General features: G+C 73.5%; 17 protein-coding genes and 1 pseudogene. 16 read left to right on the forward strand and 2 right to left on the reverse strand.

All coding sequences use genetic code 11. From position 1 onward, the window contains the following. The first annotated feature begins 1 nt into the window (after position 1). The 11 genes from ACIBF8_RS09715 to ACIBF8_RS09765 are packed head-to-tail and all read left to right on the forward strand — an operon-like array spanning position 2 to position 10,463. A complete protein-coding gene (locus ACIBF8_RS09715) occupies positions 2–484 on the forward strand; it encodes a phage tail protein (protein ID WP_030327509.1) in 483 nt (160 codons plus the stop codon). Then, positions 459–1,817 carry a hypothetical protein gene (locus tag ACIBF8_RS09720; RefSeq protein WP_396781994.1) on the forward strand — a complete coding sequence of 453 codons (1,359 nt, stop codon included), beginning with the start codon at positions 459–461 and terminating at the stop codon, positions 1,815–1,817. The genes ACIBF8_RS09715 and ACIBF8_RS09720 overlap by 26 nt, the downstream gene beginning before the upstream one ends. Next, a complete protein-coding gene (locus tag ACIBF8_RS09725) occupies positions 1,817–2,710 on the forward strand; it encodes a hypothetical protein (RefSeq protein WP_396781995.1) in 894 nt (297 codons plus the stop codon). Before ACIBF8_RS09720 ends, ACIBF8_RS09725 begins: the two co-directional genes overlap by 1 nt. Next, entirely contained in the window at positions 2,707–4,299 is a 1,593-nt protein-coding gene (locus tag ACIBF8_RS09730) for a contractile injection system protein, VgrG/Pvc8 family (protein ID WP_396781996.1), read from the forward strand. The genes ACIBF8_RS09725 and ACIBF8_RS09730 overlap by 4 nt, the downstream gene beginning before the upstream one ends. Next, entirely contained in the window at positions 4,299–4,637 is a 339-nt protein-coding gene (locus ACIBF8_RS09735; RefSeq protein WP_396781997.1) for a hypothetical protein, read from the forward strand. Before ACIBF8_RS09730 ends, ACIBF8_RS09735 begins: the two co-directional genes overlap by 1 nt. Next, positions 4,634–5,068, forward strand: a complete 435-nt coding sequence (locus ACIBF8_RS09740; RefSeq protein ID WP_396781999.1) for a GPW/gp25 family protein — start codon at positions 4,634–4,636, stop codon at positions 5,066–5,068. Before ACIBF8_RS09735 ends, ACIBF8_RS09740 begins: the two co-directional genes overlap by 4 nt. Next, positions 5,065–7,797 (forward strand): putative baseplate assembly protein, encoded by a 2,733-nt coding sequence (locus ACIBF8_RS09745; RefSeq protein ID WP_396782001.1) that lies wholly within the window; start codon positions 5,065–5,067, stop codon positions 7,795–7,797. The genes ACIBF8_RS09740 and ACIBF8_RS09745 overlap by 4 nt, the downstream gene beginning before the upstream one ends. Beyond that, complete coding sequence (locus ACIBF8_RS09750) at positions 7,778–8,293, forward strand: phage tail protein (RefSeq protein ID WP_396782003.1); 516 nt, start codon at positions 7,778–7,780, stop codon at positions 8,291–8,293. Before ACIBF8_RS09745 ends, ACIBF8_RS09750 begins: the two co-directional genes overlap by 20 nt. Continuing rightward, positions 8,290–9,219: a hypothetical protein gene (locus ACIBF8_RS09755; protein ID WP_396782004.1), complete on the forward strand. Its 930-nt coding sequence runs from the start codon at positions 8,290–8,292 to the stop codon at positions 9,217–9,219. The genes ACIBF8_RS09750 and ACIBF8_RS09755 overlap by 4 nt, the downstream gene beginning before the upstream one ends. Next, positions 9,216–9,677: a hypothetical protein gene (locus ACIBF8_RS09760; protein WP_396782006.1), complete on the forward strand. Its 462-nt coding sequence runs from the start codon at positions 9,216–9,218 to the stop codon at positions 9,675–9,677. The genes ACIBF8_RS09755 and ACIBF8_RS09760 overlap by 4 nt, the downstream gene beginning before the upstream one ends. A gap of 30 nt (positions 9,678–9,707) precedes the next feature. Next, a complete protein-coding gene (locus ACIBF8_RS09765; protein WP_396782007.1) occupies positions 9,708–10,463 on the forward strand; it encodes a hypothetical protein in 756 nt (251 codons plus the stop codon). Between the two features lie 81 nt (positions 10,464–10,544). On the opposite strand, the pseudogene ACIBF8_RS09770 reads toward ACIBF8_RS09765, so the two are convergent. Together ACIBF8_RS09770 and ACIBF8_RS09775 are read right to left on the reverse strand one after the other, a co-directional pair. Further along, positions 10,545–10,919, reverse strand: a pseudogene (locus ACIBF8_RS09770) (ABC transporter substrate-binding protein); the annotation flags it as partial. 119 nt (positions 10,920–11,038) lie between these two features. Continuing rightward, positions 11,039–12,169 carry a LacI family DNA-binding transcriptional regulator gene (locus ACIBF8_RS09775; protein ID WP_396782008.1) on the reverse strand — a complete coding sequence of 377 codons (1,131 nt, stop codon included), beginning with the start codon at positions 12,167–12,169 and terminating at the stop codon, positions 11,039–11,041. Positions 12,170–12,405: 236 nt separating this feature from the next. On the opposite strand from ACIBF8_RS09775, the gene ACIBF8_RS09780 reads away from it, so the two are divergent. From ACIBF8_RS09780 to ACIBF8_RS09800, 5 genes are all read left to right on the forward strand, one after another. Continuing rightward, positions 12,406–12,684 carry a hypothetical protein gene (locus ACIBF8_RS09780; RefSeq protein WP_396782009.1) on the forward strand — a complete coding sequence of 93 codons (279 nt, stop codon included), beginning with the start codon at positions 12,406–12,408 and terminating at the stop codon, positions 12,682–12,684. Positions 12,685–12,753: 69 nt separating this feature from the next. Beyond that, complete coding sequence (uxaC, locus tag ACIBF8_RS09785; RefSeq protein ID WP_396782010.1) at positions 12,754–14,187, forward strand: glucuronate isomerase; 1,434 nt, start codon at positions 12,754–12,756, stop codon at positions 14,185–14,187. Further along, positions 14,184–15,488, forward strand: coding sequence for an enolase C-terminal domain-like protein (locus ACIBF8_RS09790; RefSeq protein WP_396782012.1), 1,305 nt, complete (start codon positions 14,184–14,186; stop codon positions 15,486–15,488). Before uxaC ends, ACIBF8_RS09790 begins: the two co-directional genes overlap by 4 nt. Beyond that, positions 15,479–16,972 carry a mannitol dehydrogenase family protein gene (locus ACIBF8_RS09795; RefSeq protein ID WP_396782013.1) on the forward strand — a complete coding sequence of 498 codons (1,494 nt, stop codon included), beginning with the start codon at positions 15,479–15,481 and terminating at the stop codon, positions 16,970–16,972. The genes ACIBF8_RS09790 and ACIBF8_RS09795 overlap by 10 nt, the downstream gene beginning before the upstream one ends. Continuing rightward, entirely contained in the window at positions 16,962–17,645 is a 684-nt protein-coding gene (locus ACIBF8_RS09800; RefSeq protein ID WP_396782014.1) for a hypothetical protein, read from the forward strand. The genes ACIBF8_RS09795 and ACIBF8_RS09800 overlap by 11 nt, the downstream gene beginning before the upstream one ends. Positions 17,646–17,850 lie beyond the last annotated feature (205 nt).

Below are 17,850 nucleotides of genomic sequence, written 5' to 3' on the forward strand. Positions count from 1 at the left end.
CATGCCCACCACCGCGACCCCGCAGCCCGGCGCCCCGGTCGACCCGTATCGGGCGTACAACTTCCGACTGCTCATCAACGGCGTCACCAACGGCCACTTCACCGAGATGACCGGGTTGGAGGTGAACATCCCCGGGCAGCCGTACCGGGAGCACGGCCTGGGCCGGATGCGGATGGTGCCCGGTCAGGCCGAGTACGAGCCGGTGACGCTGCACTTCGGCCTCACCGCCTCCCGCGAGTTGTGGGACTGGGTGAACGCCACCGCCCAGGGCACCCTCAACCGTCGCAACGTCTCCGTGGTGCTGCTCGACTCGGTCGGGACGGCCGAGGTGCTGCGCTGGAACCTGATCGACGCCTGGCCGACCCGGTGGCGTGGCGCGCACCTCAACACCCTCAGCCACGAGATCGCCATCGCCTCGCTGACCCTGCGCTACGAGGGCCTGGAGTTGGAGACCGGCGGTGCCACCGCGCCGACACCCGCGTAGCTGGCTGGCTGACCGGTTGCGTTCCGCGGCCGGGGCGGTGCAGCGCCTCGCCGGGCGGGTCGAGCCCGCCGGACAGTTGCCCGCGCCGCCGCCGGTGGGCGTGCCCGTAGCGACTCCGCGCCGCTTCGGGGAGCCTCCGCAGCACTGGCTGGACCTGGTCGCCAACCACGCGCCCGGCCTGCTGCACGACCTGGACCTCGATCCACGCGCAGCTGAACCGGCGGAGAGGCCCGATGACCCCGCCGGCGGGCCCGGCTTCGGCGACCGCGTCGATCAGGACGGGCCGAACCGGTGGACCGCAACAACCCGACCGACTCAGCCCGTCGGGGAGGGCGCCGGGCTCCCCGACGACCCGGTGGGTCGGCCTGCCCCCAGCGCGGGTGGTCGCCGTACCCCCGGCACTGTGGGTCGCCGCGCCACCGGCACGGTGGAGCGGCCCGGCCGCGCGACCAGCATGAGGGGACCTGACCTGACCGCGCACTCCGACGGGCGTGGTAGTGCGGCGCCCGCCACGCACGGCACGGTGGGTAACGACGCAACGGTGGGCGCGGCGTACGGCGTCGACGGACCGGAGGTGGTGAGCGGGGGCGCACGACCGGACGGGTCGCGCTCCACGGGCGGAACCGGGAGGTCGGTGTACCCGTCGAGCGCAACCGACCGGTCCGGCAGCCCAGGGACCAGCGGCGCCAGCCCACGGGGCAGCAGCGACGCCTCCGAGGTCGCGTCGACCGCCGAGGCACCCCTCGCATCGGATGCGGACCGACGTCCGCCCGGTCGGCTGTTGGACGGTTGGCGCCTGCGCCCACCATCCGGACGGATCGCGGCGACCGGGCCGGCCCGCGACGCCCGTCCGCCCGCTGACCCGAGTGAGCTGCCCCGAATCGGGCAGTCAACCTACCCAACCCCCACCGAGATCTTGGAAGATTTCGGCCCCTCCAGGGGCACTTTCCTTCCAAGGTCCACGACTGACTTCGCCGACGTCAGCGGGCCGGACCGGAGGCCGGTCGGGGGCGAGGTGGCGGCGGCTGACGGCGGCCGGTGGCCGGCCCTTCCGGACGATCGGGCACGGCAGCAGGTTGGGGATCGGGCCGGATACCACACCGGGCATCGCAACGGTCCGACCGCGAGGGCCGCAGGTGCGGGCTGGATCGGCGCGGCGCACCGCGATCCGGGCGGCGGGCGAGGGCCGGAGAGCGGACTGTTCCAGCCTGACGCCACAGCGCTCGACCCGTGGCCGGCGCTGCCCGATGACACCGCCCTGTGGTCGGTCACCGGCGCGCCGCTGGACGCCGCCCAGCCGACCCGGCTGGACCGAGAACAGGCGGGTGACTGATGGAACGCGTCGCCTTCCTCATCGACTCCTCAGGCGTTCGGGTGGACTGCCTGCTCAACCCGGAGACCGTGCAGGTGACCCGGCTCGCCGGCGTCCGCCAGCGGGGGGCCGGCGGCGGGCAGCTCACCGGGTCCGGCCTGGCCGACGACCCGCTGGTCTTCACCGGCGGTGGCCGTACCGAGTTGGTGCTCGACCTGCTCTTCGACGTCGACTTCGTGGACGCGCAGCTTCGTCCGGCCGACGTCCGGGTGCTCACCCGTCCGCTGTGGATGCTGGCGGAGAACTCCACGGCCGAGCACGGTTGGCTGCGACCGCCGCTGGTCCGGTTGGTCTGGGGCAAGACCTGGAACGTGCCCGGCGTGATCATCGCGGTGGCGGAACGGTTCGACGCGTTCACCGGCACCGGGTCACCGCGACGGTCCTGGCTGCGGCTCAAGCTGGTCCGCGCCGCCGAGTCAGCCGATCAGGCCGAGGCCGGCTTCGCCGAGGAGTTGGCCGCCGCGAGCACCCCGACCGCCGCGCCCGGCAGCGCGGTGATCGCCGCCGGCGACGGGGCGGCCGAGCCGGGTCGTTCCGGTGTGCGCTTCGACCTGCTGGCCAACGACGCGCTCGGCTCACCGCTGCGCTGGCGCCTGCTGGCCGAACACAACCGGATCACCGATCCCCTGGCCGTGCCGGCGGGCACCACCCTCGCCGTTCCGCCGGCCGCCGGCACCGGCGGCGGGGCGGCCGGCGCACTGACCGGGACGGCTCGGGCGGTGGCCGGTGCCGTGGGCGCGGGAGCGTCGTACGTGGACTCCGCGCTCGCCGGCGCGCCCGGACCGTGGGGCGCGACCACTGCCCCGACCGGCACGGGCCCGAGCGGGTCCGGCACCCCCGGGGGTACGCCGTGACCAGCGTCGCGCCCCGCGCGTTGATCGTCCGGCTCGACGGCGCCGAGCTGGTCGGCCCGGCCCGTCAGCGGATCCGCTCGCTGCGGGTGGCGGCCCGGCTCGACCAGCCCACCCAGGCCGAGCTGGTGCTCGCCACCACCGCCGGGACCGGCGCGTTCGACCCGGCGGTACGCCCCGGCGCGGCGCTCGACGTCCGGCTCGCCGACCACCCGGACGCCCTGTTCACCGGTGAGGTCACCTGCGTGGAGGTGGAGTACGCCGCCGACGGGGTGGCGGTCCTGCGGCTACGCGCGTACGACCCGCTGCACCGGTTGCGCAAGCGGCAGGGGTTGCGGGTGTTCACGTCGGTGACCGCGGTGGAGTTGGCCCGGGAGCTGTGCGGCGCGGTGGGACTGGCGGTGACGGCGGAGGTCGACGGCCCCCGGCTGGAGCGGCTGCTCCAGCACCGGCACAGCGATCTGGATCTGCTACGCGAGGTGGCCGGCCGGGCCGGGCTGCACCTGGCCACCGACGGCGACGGCGTCCGGCTGATCACCCTCGCCGGCTACGGGGAGCCGGTCGCGGTGACGCTCGGCGCGGGGGTACACACCCTGCGGTTGTCCACCAACACCGACCAGGCCAGCGGTGCCAGCGCGGCGCTCGGCTGGCACCCGCAACGGGCCGAGGTGATCAGCCAGCAGGCCGACGAGGCGCGCTGCGGCCGGCCCGCCGACGACCGCCCGGACCCGGCCGACGTGGGTGCCGGTGGGGTTCGCACCGCCGTGGACCAGCCCGGCCGCAGTGACGACGAGTTGGCGGCGCTGGCCCAGGCGCGCCTGGACATCCGCGCCGCGACGCTGGTGACGGCCGAGGGGGTGGCCGAGGGCGATCCGGCGCTGCGACCGGGGCGACGCCTCGACCTGGGCGGGGTGCCCGACCCGGTCGCCGGGGCGTACGTGCTGACCGAGGTGGTGCACACCGTGGACGGCAACGGGCACCTGACCCGCTTCTCCACCGTGCCGCCGGCCGCCCCGGCGGCCCCGACCGGCGGCGCGGTGGTCACCCTCGGCAGCGTCACCGATGTCGCCGACCCGGACGGGCTGGGCCGGGTCCGGCTGACCCTGCCGGCGTACGGGGACCTGGACGCCGGGTGGCTCGCCGTGCTCTGCCCCGGTGCCGGGCCGGGCAAGGGTCTGGTGGCGCTTCCCGATCCGGACGACACCGTGCTGGTGGTGCTGCCCGGCGGCGAACCGGCCTCGGGCATCGTGCTCGGTTCACTGTTCGGCGCCGTCGAGCCGTACGACGCGGGCATCGACGACGGCAAGGCCCGCCGCTGGACGATGCGCACCGCCGGCGGCCAGTCGATCGTCGTCGACGACGTGCGGCGCAGCCTGCGGTTGGCCACCGACGGCGGCAGTTTCCTCGAGTTGACGCCCGACCTGGCCACCCTGCACGCGGCGTCCGACCTGGTGCTCTCCGCACCCGGCCGGGCCATGGTGGTGCGCGCCCGCAACGTGGACTTCCTGCACGCCGAGTCGACCGAGGACCCGACCACCGCGGCGGAGCAGGCCCGTTCGCTCGCCCGCGCCCACCACGAAGGAGGCGGCTGATGCGCTGGATCCACCGTGACTCCGTGATCACCTGTGATCACGACGGCCGGGTCGAGAACCGACCCTCACGGCAGTGGGTGACCGTCGCCGGGGTGCCCGTGCTGGTCGACGACGACCCGGAGGGACGCAAGATCGTCGCCTGTCCGAACTACGGCCCGACCATCAAGCCGTGCACGCAGACGTTGACCGTCCGGGTCGGCTACAGCGACTGGGTCCGGGTCGACGGGCACCGGGTGGTGCTGTCGCACCTGGAGGGGTTCACCAACGGCACCCCGCCGGGGCTGGTCAAGCACACCGTGCGCGACCCCCGCCAAGCGTTCCTGGGAGCGGACCGATGAGGGCCTTCCGGTTCGTCGGCGCCGGCTTCGACGCCGGCCGTAGCGGCGGGTTGGCGCTCACCGCGGCCGGCGGCCTGGCGATGACCGAGGGCGACGAGAGCGTACGGCAGGCGCTGTTCCTGCTCCTGTCCACCACCCCGGGCGAGCGGCTGATGCGCCCCGGGTACGGCTCCCGGCTGCACCGGTTGGTCTTCGCGCCCAACGACGACACCACGGCCGGTCTGGCCATCCACTACGTCCGGCAGGCCATCGCCCGGTGGGAGCCGCGGGTCGAGGTGATCGACGTGGACGCCGGGCCGGACCCGGACGACGCGTGGCGGTTGGTGATCCGGTTGGACTACCGGGTGCGGGCCAGCCTGACACCCGGGCAGCTGATCTTCTCGGTGGACCTACTCCCGGCCGACGAGCCCGCTCAGGGAGGACCGTCATGACCCTGCCCGTGCCGCACCTGGACGATCGCGGCTTTCTCGACCTGGTCACCGAGGCCCGGGAACGGATCCGGCAGTCCTGCCCGGCGTGGACCGACCTGTCGGCGCACGACCCCGGGATGGCGCTGGTGGAGACGTTCGCGCACCTCACCGAGGTGATGATCTACCGGCTGAACCAGTTGCCGGAGAAGGCGTACGTCTCGTTCCTGAACCTGCTCGGCGTCACCCGGCACGCACCGACCGCGGCCTGGGCGGACGTCCGGTTCACCCGCACCGGCACCGACCGCGGCGCGGTCCGGATCCCGGCCGGGCTGCGGGTCGCGGCGGCCCGGGGCGCGGACCCCCGGCCGGTCCTGTTCGTCACCACCGAGCCGACGCTGCTGCCCGCCGACGAGACGTCGGTGACGGTACGGATGCACCACTGCGAACCGGTCGAGGCGGAACTGCTCGGCGTGGGCACCGGCCAGCCGGGGCAGGTACTGCGCGCGGCGCACGCCCCGCTGACGCACACGGCCGAGGCGCTGGACCTGCTGCTCGGGGTGGAGGTGCCGGCCGGCACGGTCGAGCTGGGCGCGGCGGCCCGCGAGCACGACGGTCGCACGTTCGAAATCTGGCAACCGGTGGACAGCTTCGCCGGGCTCGGCCCGCAGGCCAAGGCGTACCTGGTCGACCGCTGCTCGGGCACCGTCACCTTCGCCCCGGCCCTCGACCTGCGACCCCCGGCCGGGCCGGCCCCCGACGGCGGGCCCGCGCCGGTCGGGGCGACGTCGGTGACCGTGGCGGCCGTGCCGCCGGTGACCGTGGCGGCCGTGCCGCCGGTGACCGTGGCGGCCGTGCCGCCGGCCGGTCGGCAGATCCGGCTCTGGTACCGCGCCGGTGGCGGGCCCACCGGCAACGTGGCGGCGGGCACGCTGACCAGCCTGCGCGACCCACTGCCCGGGGTACGCGTCGACAACCCCACCCCGGCGGCCGGCGGCCGGGAGATGGAGGCGCTGGAGTCGGTGCTGCTGCGCGGCCCGTACGAGTTCTTCGCCCAGCAGCGGGCGGTCACCGCCCGCGACTTCGAGGTGCTGGCCACCAGTTCCGGCGCGGTGGCGCGGGCGCGGGCGTTCACCCGCGCGGCGGTGTACAGCTTCGCCCGGCCGGGTGAGGTCGAGGTGGTGCTGGTGCCGTACGTGCCGGAGGCGGCCCGTCCGGGCGGTCGGCTGCCGGTGGCGGTGCTGCGCGAGCACGAGGTGCCCGAGGCGCGCCACCGGGTCGAGGCGGACCTGGAGGAACGTCGGATGGTCGGCATCCGCTCCCGGGCCAGTTGGGCGCGGTTCAAGGCGGTCTCGGTACGCGCCCGGGTGGTGGTCCGCCGCGAGGAGGACGTGGACGCGGTCCGGCGCCGCATCCACGACCGGCTGCACCAGACGTTGAGCCCGCTGCCCACGGCGCTCAACCCGACCGGTTGGCCGTTCGGCGAGCCGCTGCGGGCGTCCAACGTGTACCGGCTGCTGGAGCACGCCGAGCCGGGGGTGCGCTACGTCGAGTCGGTGCGGTTCGTTGTCGACGAGGCGCCCGACGCCGACGTCCGTGCCCTCGCCGTCGACCAGTACCAGCCGCGCACCTGGTACGCCGGGAGCGGTCCGGTGCTGTTCCGTTCCAGCAACGGCGGCACGGGTTGGGAACCGGCCGGCCGCTTCGACGGCGAGACGGTGCTGCGGGTGGCGCCCGCGCCCGCGCCGGTACGGCCGGGCATCGTCGCGCGTGCCGGCTCGGTGGCCGTGGTGACGCTGCGCGCCTCGGGCGGCTCCCGGGTGCACCTGAGCACGGACCTGGGCGAGACGTGGTCGCTGCTCACCGACCTCGACTCGCGGATCTCCGACGTGGCCTGGCTGGATCGCGACGGCGCGGGCGCGCTGCTGGTGGCCACCGACACCGGCCTGTACGAGGTGTCGCTGCTGCCCGGGGCGGTGCCGTTGCAGATCCTGGTCGACCCGTCCGACGCCGACCGGGGTTTCTACGCGGTCCGCGCGTTCGTCTCCGAGCGCGGCGCGCCGGGCGTCGCGGTGGCCGCGCAGGCCAGCTTCGGGGTGTACCTGTCGACCAGCGGTGGCCGGCCGGGCAGTTTCACCCACGTCGGTCTGGCCAACGTGGACAACCGGGTCCTCGCCGTGCAGTACGACGGCCCGGCCACCCTGCTGTGGAGCGGCGCCGGCGAGCCGGACCCGAAGAAGCCCGGCCAGGGCTGCCACCGCACCCGGTTGTTCGAGTCCGACGTGAAGTGGCAGGCGATGCAGGCCGGTTGGATCGGCGGCACCTGCCGGGACCTCGCGTTCGCCGGCCAGCAGGCGGTGGCGGCCACGCAGAGCGGCGGAGTGCTGCGGCTGGACACCCTGGCCACCCAACCGCAGTGGCAGTCCGTGTCGGTCAACTGCGGGTTGCCGTTGCGGGACCGGACCCGGTTCGTGCCGGTCGACGCCATCGCGGTGAGCGGCCCGACACCCGGCGGCCCGGCACCCGGCGGCACGGCACCCGGGGGCACGGCCGTCGGCGGCGCCGGCGTGGCGGAGCGGCTGATCCTGGCCAGCGGTGAGCGCGGTGTGCACCGCAGCGCCGACGCCGTCACCTGGACGCCCAGCGCCAACCAGGCCACCGCCGACGTGGTGACCGTCCCGGACACCTGGCTGCTCTGCTCCGGCGAGCACGACATCGAGGTGGTGCGCCAAGATGCGACGCTCGGCGATTGAACGGCTGCTGCCCGCCGCCTACCAGCGGGCCTGCGTGCCGGGCAGCGTGCTCTGGGCGCTGCTGGACGTGATGGAGGGGCTGCACGCCCCGGACGAGGCGATCCTCGCCGAGGTGGACGCGCTGTTCGACCCGTACCGGGCACCGGACGCACTGGTCGTGCGGCTGACCCGCTGGGTGGCGATGGACCACGTGGTGGCCTCGCCCCGGCCGGACGCCCCGCTGCCGCTGCCGGTGGGTCGGCTGCGTGACCTGGTGGCCAACGCCGCCCTGTTGGCCCGCTGGCGCGGCACCCCGTACGGGATGCGCAGAGCTTTGGAGCTGGCCACCGGGATCACGGGCTTCGCGATCGACGAACCCGCCGAGCGGCCCTTCCACGTCGTGGTGCGGGTACCCGTCGCCGCGGCCGGCCAGCTCCCCGTGATCACCCGCATCGTCGAGGCGGAGAAACCCGCCTCGACCACCGTCGAGATCGTCCTGGAAGAGGAGTCGTCATGACCACCGAGTGGGCGGTCGTCGCCGCCGCCGAGCAGTTCACCCTCGATCCGCGCAACAGCGGCGAGCTGACCTTCACCGTCTCCAACCCGGGCAACGCGCCGGACACGGTGGTGTTCGACGTGGCACCCGGTGACGGCTCCCAGCGGGCGTGGTTCACCGTCGCCGAACCACAGCGGGTGGTACCCGGCCAGGGCTCGGTGTCGTTCCTGGTCAAGCTCGCCGTGCCGGCCGGCACCCCGCCCCGGCGCTACGACATGACCGGGTTCGCGTACTCGGCGAACACCGCCCCGGAGGAGAGTTCCCGCTCCAGCGGCCGGGTCACCTACGAGGTGCGGGCGGTCGCGCCGCCACGACGTACCCCCTGGTTGTGGATCGCCGCGGCGGCGGCGTTGGTGCTGGTGGTGGTCGCCGTGGGGGTGGTGTTGCTGACCCGCGACGGCGAGCCGGCCCCCGGCGAGCCGCGGGTGGTCACCCTCGAGGCGGAGAGCCTGGTGGAGGGCGCGGTGGTGGACTCCCCGGCGAAGAGCGGGGCGAAGGTGGAGGCGCAGCCCAACTGCTGCGGGGTGACCTGGTCCGGGGACAAGCAGCTGTTCTTCCAGGGGCTGGCGATCGGCGACCAGGTGACCGTGACGGTGCAGATCCCGGCGGACGGCACCTGGCGGTTCGCCGCGGTGCGCACCACCTCGTTCGACTACGCCAACACCCTCTTCGCCGTCGACGGCAACCAGGTCGGCGGGGCGTTCCTCGGTTTCACCCCGACCGTCCGCAAGACGGAGTTCCTGGACGTCGGCACGGTCCGGCTGACCAAGGGTCCGCACCAGGTGACCCTGCTGGTGGTCGGCAAGACACAGGGCACCAACCGCTACTTCGCCGGCGTCGACCAGATCCGGTTCACCGAGATCGTGGCGCAGCCCGTGGCCCGATGAGTGGGCGGCAGAAGGCACTGCTGGGCCTGTTCGCCGTCCTGCTGGTCGCGCTGTTCACGGTCGCGATCGGGGCCGGCCGCGACGACCGGGGCGACCCGGGCGCCCGGCACGGGTTGGTCGACCGGTTGGGTGCGCTGGGCGGCGAGCGTTCCACGGTGGATCCGGCGACGGTCAGCGCGGACTGCGTCGAGGAGCCCGGCCGGCTGGTCTTCGCCGGCAGCTGCGTGCTGCGGGTCGCCGACCCCGGCGGGCTGCGCACCCTGGTGCTGCGCAGCCCGGCGCGGTTCACGGTCGTCGCCCCGGCACCCGGCGACGCCGACCTCACCATCCGCGACGAGGTCGAGCCGGCGACGGACGGCACCGGCGCGGTGGCGAAGGTCGCCGTCGACCAGGCCACCGAGGTGGGCCTGGTCTGCCCCGGCCTGGGCGGCTGCACGGTCGTCGTGGCCACATCCTGACCCGACCCGGGCTGAGAGGAAGGTGTCGCCGTGGGTGACCTGCGCAAGCCGTTCCTGCTGCTGGCCATGCTCGCCATCGTCCTGGCGATCGGGGTGGAGTTGGGGGCGGGGCTGCTGCTCGGCGGTGCCGACGCCGGTGCGGCTCTCGCGGACAGCGCCGGGGCGCTGGACGTGGAGATTGACGACGTGTCCGGGGTCAGCGAGCCGTCCGGCCGGGGCACCGGTTACCTCGCGTTGATCGACGCGGTGGCGGTCTGGAGCACCGGGCTGTTCTGCCTGGGCCTGCTGTTGCCCGAACGGGTTCAGGGTCGGGTGCAGGGCGTCGCCAGCCTGATCTTCTCGATCATCCTGATCATCGCCGGGCTGGTCGCGCTGGTGATCGCGTTCGTGGAGCTGTCCATCATGGTGTCGCTCTTCCTGGCCGTCCCCTTCGGCACCCTGGCGTACCTGGCGTTGTGGGGGTTCTTCCCGGTCGGTGAGGCGGCGGTGCTGCTCGGGCTAGTGCTGCTGCTGAAGTTGGTGTGGGCCGGGATGCTGGTGCTGGCCCAGCCGCGCTTCCTGCAGAACAAGGGCCTCGTCCTGCTGATCCTCACCACGCTACTGTGCACGGTCGTGCTGGAGTTCCTGCACAACCTGGTGCCGGTGATCCTGGTCAGCATCGTCGACGACGTGGCGGCGCTGGTCTTCGCGATCATCGCGATCATCTGGGGGCTGGTGCTGCTGATCGGCTCGATCCCGGCGATCGTCAAGGCCATCCGCGTCACCGCCGCCCTACCGCCGCGTTGACCATGAAGTTGTTGCCACTGCGCCCGGCGTGTCGTGGCAACAACTTCATGGTCAATCTGAGCGGGTCGGGGGCCTGCGGCCTATCGGGCTGTGTCCCTTGATCGGCACCTGCGGCGACTCGCCGAACTTCTCGGTCAGCTCGGCCTCGACGGCGATGGACTGCTTCATGGCCGGGTCGGTGGTGTCGTCGCTGACCACCCGGCGCAGGTCCAGGTTGGACGGCAGGCCCCGGTCGGTGCCGAGCAGCTTGACCGCCGCCGGGTCGTTGCTCAGGAAATTGATCACGTCGGCCGCGACGTCCTTGTTCTTGCTGCCCTGGAACACCGACCAGTACATCGATGCCCGGGCCCACTGCGCACTCGGGTCACCGGGGTAGGGAATCACGCCCAGCTCGTCCTTGGTGTTCTTCTTCAGGTCGGGCATCTGGTTGGCCCAGACCCAGCGGCGCCGCGACCGTCATGGCGAGCAGGCCGCGCAGCAGGCGCCGCCGAGGTAGCGGGGTACGGTCAGTGCGCCCGACGGGCGCGTCAGTGGTGGGGGGCGTTGCGGGGTGCATGTGCGCTCACTCCTCGGCATTAGGAGACGACGGCGTCACCGGTGGCCGCGGTCGGGATGCCCGTGCCCGCAGGGCAATGCGGGTCCGGGCCAGGCGGCGCGGCCAGGGGACGTGCCGGTCGGGCGTGCGTGCCCGGGCCGGTCGAGTCGCGGATGACCAGGTCGGTCTGGAGCATTACCTGTGCCGTGGTACGACGGACGCCGAGCGCCGTGCCGGCACCGGGCCCCCGCGCGCCTCGCGGTGACTCGATGTCCTGTTGCAGCAGCATGTCGACGGCCGTCCGGCCGGCGGCCCCGGTGGGCGTGGCCACCGTCGTCAGTTTGGGTCGGGTCAGCCGACTCAGGGTGATGTCGTCGACCCCGACGACGCTCACCTCCTGCGGCACCCCGACCCCGAGCGCGTCCAGCCCTTCGATCAGGCCGATCGCCATCAGGTCGTTGTAGGCGAGCACGGCCGACACGCCGCTGCGCCGCACCTGCTCGGCGACGGCGGAGCCGCCGATCTCGGTGGGCGCGTTCGGACCCAGCAGGGTCAGCTCCGCACCACCGGCCCGGGCGGCCACGCCGGCGGCACGGCGCATCTCCCGGTTGGTCCACGAGCTGCGCGGGCCGCCGAGCAGCGCGATGCTGCGGTGCCCCAGGCCGACCAGGTGCTCGATGGCCGAGCGGGCGCCCTGCCCGACGTCCATCAGCACGCAGGGCAGGCCGGTCACCTGACGGTTGACCACCACCAGCGGCACCTCACGGCTGAGCTGCTCGATCAGGCTGTTGCTCATCCGCGGGCTGCACAGCAGCACCCCGTCCACCTGTTTGGCCAGTGCGTGGACCAGTTCCTCCTCGGCGGTCGGGTCCTCGTTGGTGTCGGCCACGAAGACGTGGTAGTCGCGGTGCCGGGCCTGACTCTCGGCGGCCTTGATCAGCGGCGGGAAGAACGGGTTCGCGATGTCCGCGATGATCAGCCCGATGTTGTGCGTCCGACCGGTGATCAGGGCCCGGGCGGCGCGGTTCGGCCGGTAGCCCAGATCCTCCGCGCACGCCAGCACGCGTACCCGGGTCTCCGGGTTGACCAGGTGCGGAGCCGAGAAGGTGCGGGACACGGTGGAGATGTGCACGCCGGACGCCCGGGCGACGTCCCGGATGGTGACTGGCACTGCGGCCCTTTCGTCCGATGTGGCGGCGGTCACGTGGGTGTGGCCCATTAATGCAAACGGTTGCTCCACTGTCAACGGTCAATGGTTACGGCTCCGCTGCATCCAGACTCCTCTTGGTGAATTGGCGCCTCGCAAACACTGACATTTACTCTCGATCCCATCGACGCCGTTGACGAGATCGGATCGACCGTGATTACTTCATTGCAAACCTTTGCAGAATCACGGGAGGCGACCCCATGTCACCCAGAGCCGCCGGACGAACCCGGTACGCCGTCCTGGGCACCGGCGCGCGGGCCGAGATGTTCGTCCGGGCGCTGGTGCTCGACCACGCCGACACCACCGAGTTGGTCGCCTTCGCCGACGTCAACCAGGCCCGGATGGACGCGCACAACCGCTGGCTGGCCGAGCTGGGTCACCGCCCGGTGCCCACCTACCCGGCCGGCGACTTCGCGGCCATGCTCGACAAGGAGCGCGTTGGCCCTGCTCACCGGCCTGGCCGCCAACCGGTCCTTTGAGACCGGTCAAACCGTCCGCGTCGCCGACCTGCTCACCCCCCGCTGATCCCAGACGAGGAGCCCCACCCCGTGCCCACGTTCGACCACTCCGACCTGCTCCTGCCACCCGAACCGGGCCAACGCGCGCTGGCCCGCGAGCTGTACGCCCTGGCGGCGGAGCAACCCATCATCTCGCCGCACGGGCACGTCGACCCGGCCCTGCTCGCCGAGGACCGCCCCTTCCCGGACCCGGCGCAGCTGCTCATCGTGCCCGACCACTACCTGACCCGGATGCTGCTCAGTCAGGGCGTACCCCCGGCGGACCTGGGGGTGCCGACCCGCGACGGCAGCCCGGTGGAGACCGACGGTCGGGTGATCTGGCGACGCTTCGCCGCGCACTGGCACCTGTTCCGGGGCACCCCGTCGCGACTCTGGCTTGAGCAGACCTTCCGCACCGTGTTCGGGGTGCACACTCCGCTCGGTCCGGGCACCGCCGACGCCCTCTACGACGAGATCGCGGCCCGGCTCGCCGAGCCGGACTTCCGGCCCCGGGCGCTGTTCGAGCGGTTCAACATCGAGGTCCTGGCGACCACCGAGTCGCCGCTGGACGACCTCGGGCAGCACGCCACGCTCGCCGCCGACGGGTGGGGCGGGCCGGGCGGCCGGGTGGTCACCACGTTCCGCCCGGACGACGTGGTGGACATGGAGTTCGAGGGCTGGTCGACGAATGTGGACCGGCTCGGCGAGCGGGCCGGCGAGGACACCGGCACGTACGCCGGCTATCTGGCCGCGCTGCGGGCCCGCCGCGCCGCGTTCATCGCCGCCGGCGCAACCTCCTCCGACCACGGCCACCCCACCGCGCGTACCCTGGACCTGACGCCGGCCGAGGCCGAGCGGCTCTACGACCGGGGCCGGCGCGGCGAGGCCGACGCCGCCGACGCGGAGGCGTTCCGGGCGCACATGCTGGTGGAGTTCGCCCGGATGTCGCTCGACGACGGTCTGGTCATGCAGCTGCACCCCGGCGCGGTGCGCAACCACAACCGGTGGCTGCACGCCCGGCACGGCCGCGACGTCGGCGGCGACGTCCCGCAGGCCACCGAGTACGTGCACGCGCTCGCCCCGCTGCTGGAGCGCTACGGCAACGACCCCCGGCTGCGGGTGGTGCTCTACACCCTCGACGAGGACACCTTCACCCGCGAGCTGGCGCCCCTCGCGGGCGGGTACGCCGCGCTGCTGCTCGGCGCTCCGTGGTGGTTCCTGGACTCCCCGGAGGTGTTGCGTCGGTTCCGGGAAGCGGTCACCGAGAGCGCCGGCTTCTACAACACCACCGGGTTCGTCGACGACACCCGGGCGTTCTGTTCCATTCCGGTCCGTCACGACGTGGCCCGTCGGGTGGACGCCGGCTTCCTGGCCCGGCTGGTCGCCGAGCACCGACTGCCGATGGACGAGGCGGCCGAGACCATCGTCGACCTGGCGTACCGGCTACCGAAGCGGGTCTTCAACTTCGAAGGGCAGGCCCAGTGACCACGACCATCACGTCCGTGGACGTGCACGACGTGCGGTTCCCGACCGCCGCCCGGGGCGACGGGTCCGACGCGATCAACCGGGGCGACTACTCGGCGACGTACGTGGAGTTGGGCACCGACGCCGGCCCGACCGGCGCCGGGTTCACCTTCACCAACGGCCGGGGCAACGAGATCACCTGCGCGGCGGTGCGCGCCCTGGCGCATCACGTGCGGGGTCGCACGATCGAGGAGATCGCGGCCGAGCCGGTCGCGTTCTGGCGCTCGCTCAGCGCCGACGTGCAGTTGCGCTGGCTGGGCCCGGAGAAGGGCGTCATCCACATGGCGACCGGTGCGCTGGTCAACGCCGTCTGGGACCTGCGAGCCACCCTCGCCGGCAAGCCGATGTGGCGGTTCCTCGCCGACCTGCCCACCGAGGACCTCGTCGCCAGCGTCGACTTCCGGCACATCAGCGACGCGCTCACCCCGGACGAGGCGACCGCCATCCTGGACAAGGGGCGCGACGGCCTGGCCGACCGGTTGGCCATCCTCGAACGCGACGGCTTCCCGTCGTACACCACCTCGGTCGGGTGGCTCGGCTACCCCGACGACAAGGTGCGGGCACTGACCCGGCAGGCGTACGCCGACGGCTGGCGGGCGATGAAGATGAAGGTCGGCGGCCCACTCGCCGGCGATGTGCGGCGGGCCCGGATCATCCGGGAGGAGATCGGCCCGGACGCGCTGTTGATGATGGACGCCAACCAGGTCTGGGACGTGGACGAGGCGATCACCGCGATGACGGCGCTGGTCGAGGTCGACCCGTACTGGATCGAGGAGCCCACCCACGCCGACGACATCCTCGGGCACGCTCGGATCGCCCGCGCGGTGACCGAGCTGACCGCCGGTCGGTGTCGGGTGGCCACCGGCGAGGTGGCCGCCAACCGGGTGATCTTCAAGCAGTTGTTGCAGGCCGAGGCGATCGGGGTGATGCAGATCGACGCCTGCCGGGTCGGTGGCGTCAACGAGGTCCTGGCCGAACTGCTGCTGGCGGCGAAGTTCGGCGTGCCGGTCTGCCCGCACGCCGGCGGCGTCGGCCTCTGCGAGTACGTCCAGCACCTGGCGATCTTCGACTACCTGCGGGTGGGCACCGCCCTGGACGGGCGGATGATCGAGTACGTCGACCACCTGCACGAGCACTTCGTCGATCCGGTGCGGACCCGCGGTGGCCGCTACCTGCTGCCCGAGCGACCCGGTTACAGCGCCACCATGAAGCCCACGTCGATCGCGCAGTTCCGCTTCCCGGACGGTCCGGCATGGCGGTGACCGTCGGGGCCTCCCGGCTCGGCCTGGGCATGCTGCGCCGGCTGCCCGCCGAGGCCCGCCCGCTGATCCGGCCGGGCACCGTGCCGACCGGCGTCGTGCACCTGGGGTTGGGCGCGTTCCACCGCGCCCACCAGGCCGTCTACACCGAGGCGGCGGTCGGCGCGGCCGGCGGTGACTGGGGCATCGTGGCCGTCGCCCCGCGCAGCACCGCCATGGTCGAGGCGATCGCCGCACAGGACAACCTGTTCAGCGTCAGCGCCCTCTCCGCCGCCGGCAGCGCCACCCGGGTGGTCGGCGCCCTGAGCGGCGTCCGGCACGCACCCAGCGACCCGGACGCCGTGGTGGCGCTGCTCGCCGACCCGGCGGTCCGGGTGGTGACCCTGACCGTCACCGAGAAGGCGTACCAACTCGACCCGGTGACCGGTCAGCTGTCCCCGGACGCGGCGCTCGCCGCGGACCTGGCCGGCGGCGGACCCCCGACCACGGTGCCGGGGCTGCTGCTGCGCGGGCTGGCCGCCCGGGCCGCCGCGGACGCCGGGCCGGTGGCCCTGGTCAGCTGCGACAACCTGCCGGCCAACGGTCGACGACTGCGCGGCATGCTCGACCAGGCGGTCGACCGGGCCCGCGGTGTGCCCGCCGGGCTGGTCGAGTGGGTGGCCGGCAACGTCACCTGTCCGGGCACCATGGTGGACCGGATCGTGCCGGCCAGCACCCCGGAGACGATCGAGGCGGCCCGGTGGGCGCTCGGCGTGACCGACCTGGCCGCGGTGGCCGCCGAGCCGTACGCGCAGTGGGTGATCGAGGACGACTTCCCCGGTGGCCGGCCGGGCTGGGAACACGCCGGGGCGGTGCTCACCGACGACGCCGGCCCGTGGGAACGGTTGAAGCTGCGCGCCCTCAACGGAGTGCACTCGGCCATCGCGTACCTCGGGGCGTTGGCCGGCCGGGAGACGATCGCCGACGCGTTGGAGATCCCGCACCTGGTCGACGTGCTGCGTCGGCTGATCGCCGAGGACGTGGCGGCCAGCTTCACCCCGCCGGACGGGGTCCGGGTGGTCGACTACGGCGAGCAGGCCCTCGCCCGGTTCGGCAACCCGGCGATCCACCACCGCACCCTCCAGGTGGCGATCGACGGCTCGCAGAAGCTGCCACAGCGCGTCCTGCACACCATCGCCGACCTGCGCGCGGCCGGGCGCTCCGCGCGCTGGGGCGCGCTGGTCGTGGCGTCCTGGTTGCGCTTCGCGCTCGGGTACGCCGACGACGGCCGGCCGTTGCCGTTCCAGGACCCGCTGGCCGGGCCGATCCGGGCCGCGCTGGACGGCGGGGTGCAGAGCCCGGCGGGCGCGGTCGACGCGGTGTTCGCGCTGCGCGACGTCATCCCGGTGGAGGTGGCCGAGGACGACGAGGTCCGCGCCGACGTGATCGCCTGGCTGGCCGCGCTGGACCGGCACGGCGTCGAGGTCACCCTGTCCGGTGCCCGGTGACCGGGCCGACACGGGCCGGTCGGCGGTGACCGGGGGCGCGCCACCGCCCCGGGTGGCGGTGATCGGGGCGAACGGGCACGGTCGCTGGCACCGGCGGGTGATCGCGCCCCTGCACGCCGCCGGTCGACTGCGGTTGGTCGACTACCGGGTGCGCCCGATCGAGGTGGAGGACACCGCGGTGTTGCGGGTGCTGTTTCGCGCCGGCCCGCCGATGCTGGTGGCGGTGACCCTGGCCGCCGAGGAGTTCGTGGCGGGCGAGGTGGTGGTGACCGGTACGACGGGGCAGGCGGTGCTGGAGTACCCGACCGATCGGCTGCGCCTGCCCGGGTACGTGGTGACCCGCCGGGTGCCGGGGCTGCTGGGGCTGCTGGGGCTGCTGGGGCTGCTGGAGAACCTGCTCGCCCACCGGGCCGACCCGGCCGGCGTGCCGCTCATCGCACCGCTGGCCCGGACCGCGCCGTTCACCGCGCTGCTGGACGCGTTGCGGCCCGCGCCGGAGCCCCGGCTGCTCGACGGCGACCTGGTGACCACCCTCGGCGAGGGCGGGGAGCGGGTCCGCCACCTGCGGGGCGTCGTCGACGTGCTGCGCCGGGCGGCCGAGCGGGGTGCGCTGCCGAGCGAACTGGCGGTGCCGTGGGCGTCCGCCGCGTACCGCGCCAAGCTGGCGGGATAGCGCGCCACCTGGACGGACGGCGGCCCGGCACGACCGGTCGACCTGTTGGCGGCGTCCAACACACCCATGATCCCGACCTGGCCTGACCCCGCTCAGCACGTCAACCCCGCGCCGTCTCGTCGATCATGGAGTTGTGGTGGGTGACAAACCGCCCGCACAACAACAACACAAACACACAAACAACAAAAAACAACAAAACCACCAA

This window comes from Micromonospora sp. NPDC050276, assembly GCF_044459545.1.
Taxonomy (GTDB): Bacteria; Actinomycetota; Actinomycetes; order Mycobacteriales; family Micromonosporaceae; genus Micromonospora.

Excerpts from the sequence above, each read along its gene's own strand:
- ACIBF8_RS09715 (WP_030327509.1), top strand. The coding sequence starts at position 2 with ATGCCCACCACCGCGACCCCGCAGCCCGGCGCCCCGGTCGACCCGTAT.
- ACIBF8_RS09725 (WP_396781995.1), top strand. The coding sequence starts at position 1,817 with ATGGAACGCGTCGCCTTCCTCATCGACTCCTCAGGCGTTCGGGTGGAC.
- ACIBF8_RS09735 (WP_396781997.1), top strand. The coding sequence starts at position 4,299 with ATGCGCTGGATCCACCGTGACTCCGTGATCACCTGTGATCACGACGGC.
- ACIBF8_RS09740 (WP_396781999.1), top strand. The coding sequence starts at position 4,634 with ATGAGGGCCTTCCGGTTCGTCGGCGCCGGCTTCGACGCCGGCCGTAGC.
- ACIBF8_RS09745 (WP_396782001.1), top strand. The coding sequence starts at position 5,065 with ATGACCCTGCCCGTGCCGCACCTGGACGATCGCGGCTTTCTCGACCTG.
- ACIBF8_RS09750 (WP_396782003.1), top strand. The coding sequence starts at position 7,778 with ATGCGACGCTCGGCGATTGAACGGCTGCTGCCCGCCGCCTACCAGCGG.
- ACIBF8_RS09755 (WP_396782004.1), top strand. The coding sequence starts at position 8,290 with ATGACCACCGAGTGGGCGGTCGTCGCCGCCGCCGAGCAGTTCACCCTC.
- ACIBF8_RS09760 (WP_396782006.1), top strand. The coding sequence starts at position 9,216 with ATGAGTGGGCGGCAGAAGGCACTGCTGGGCCTGTTCGCCGTCCTGCTG.
- ACIBF8_RS09780 (WP_396782009.1), top strand. The coding sequence starts at position 12,406 with ATGTCACCCAGAGCCGCCGGACGAACCCGGTACGCCGTCCTGGGCACC.
- ACIBF8_RS09795 (WP_396782013.1), top strand. The coding sequence starts at position 15,479 with ATGGCGGTGACCGTCGGGGCCTCCCGGCTCGGCCTGGGCATGCTGCGC.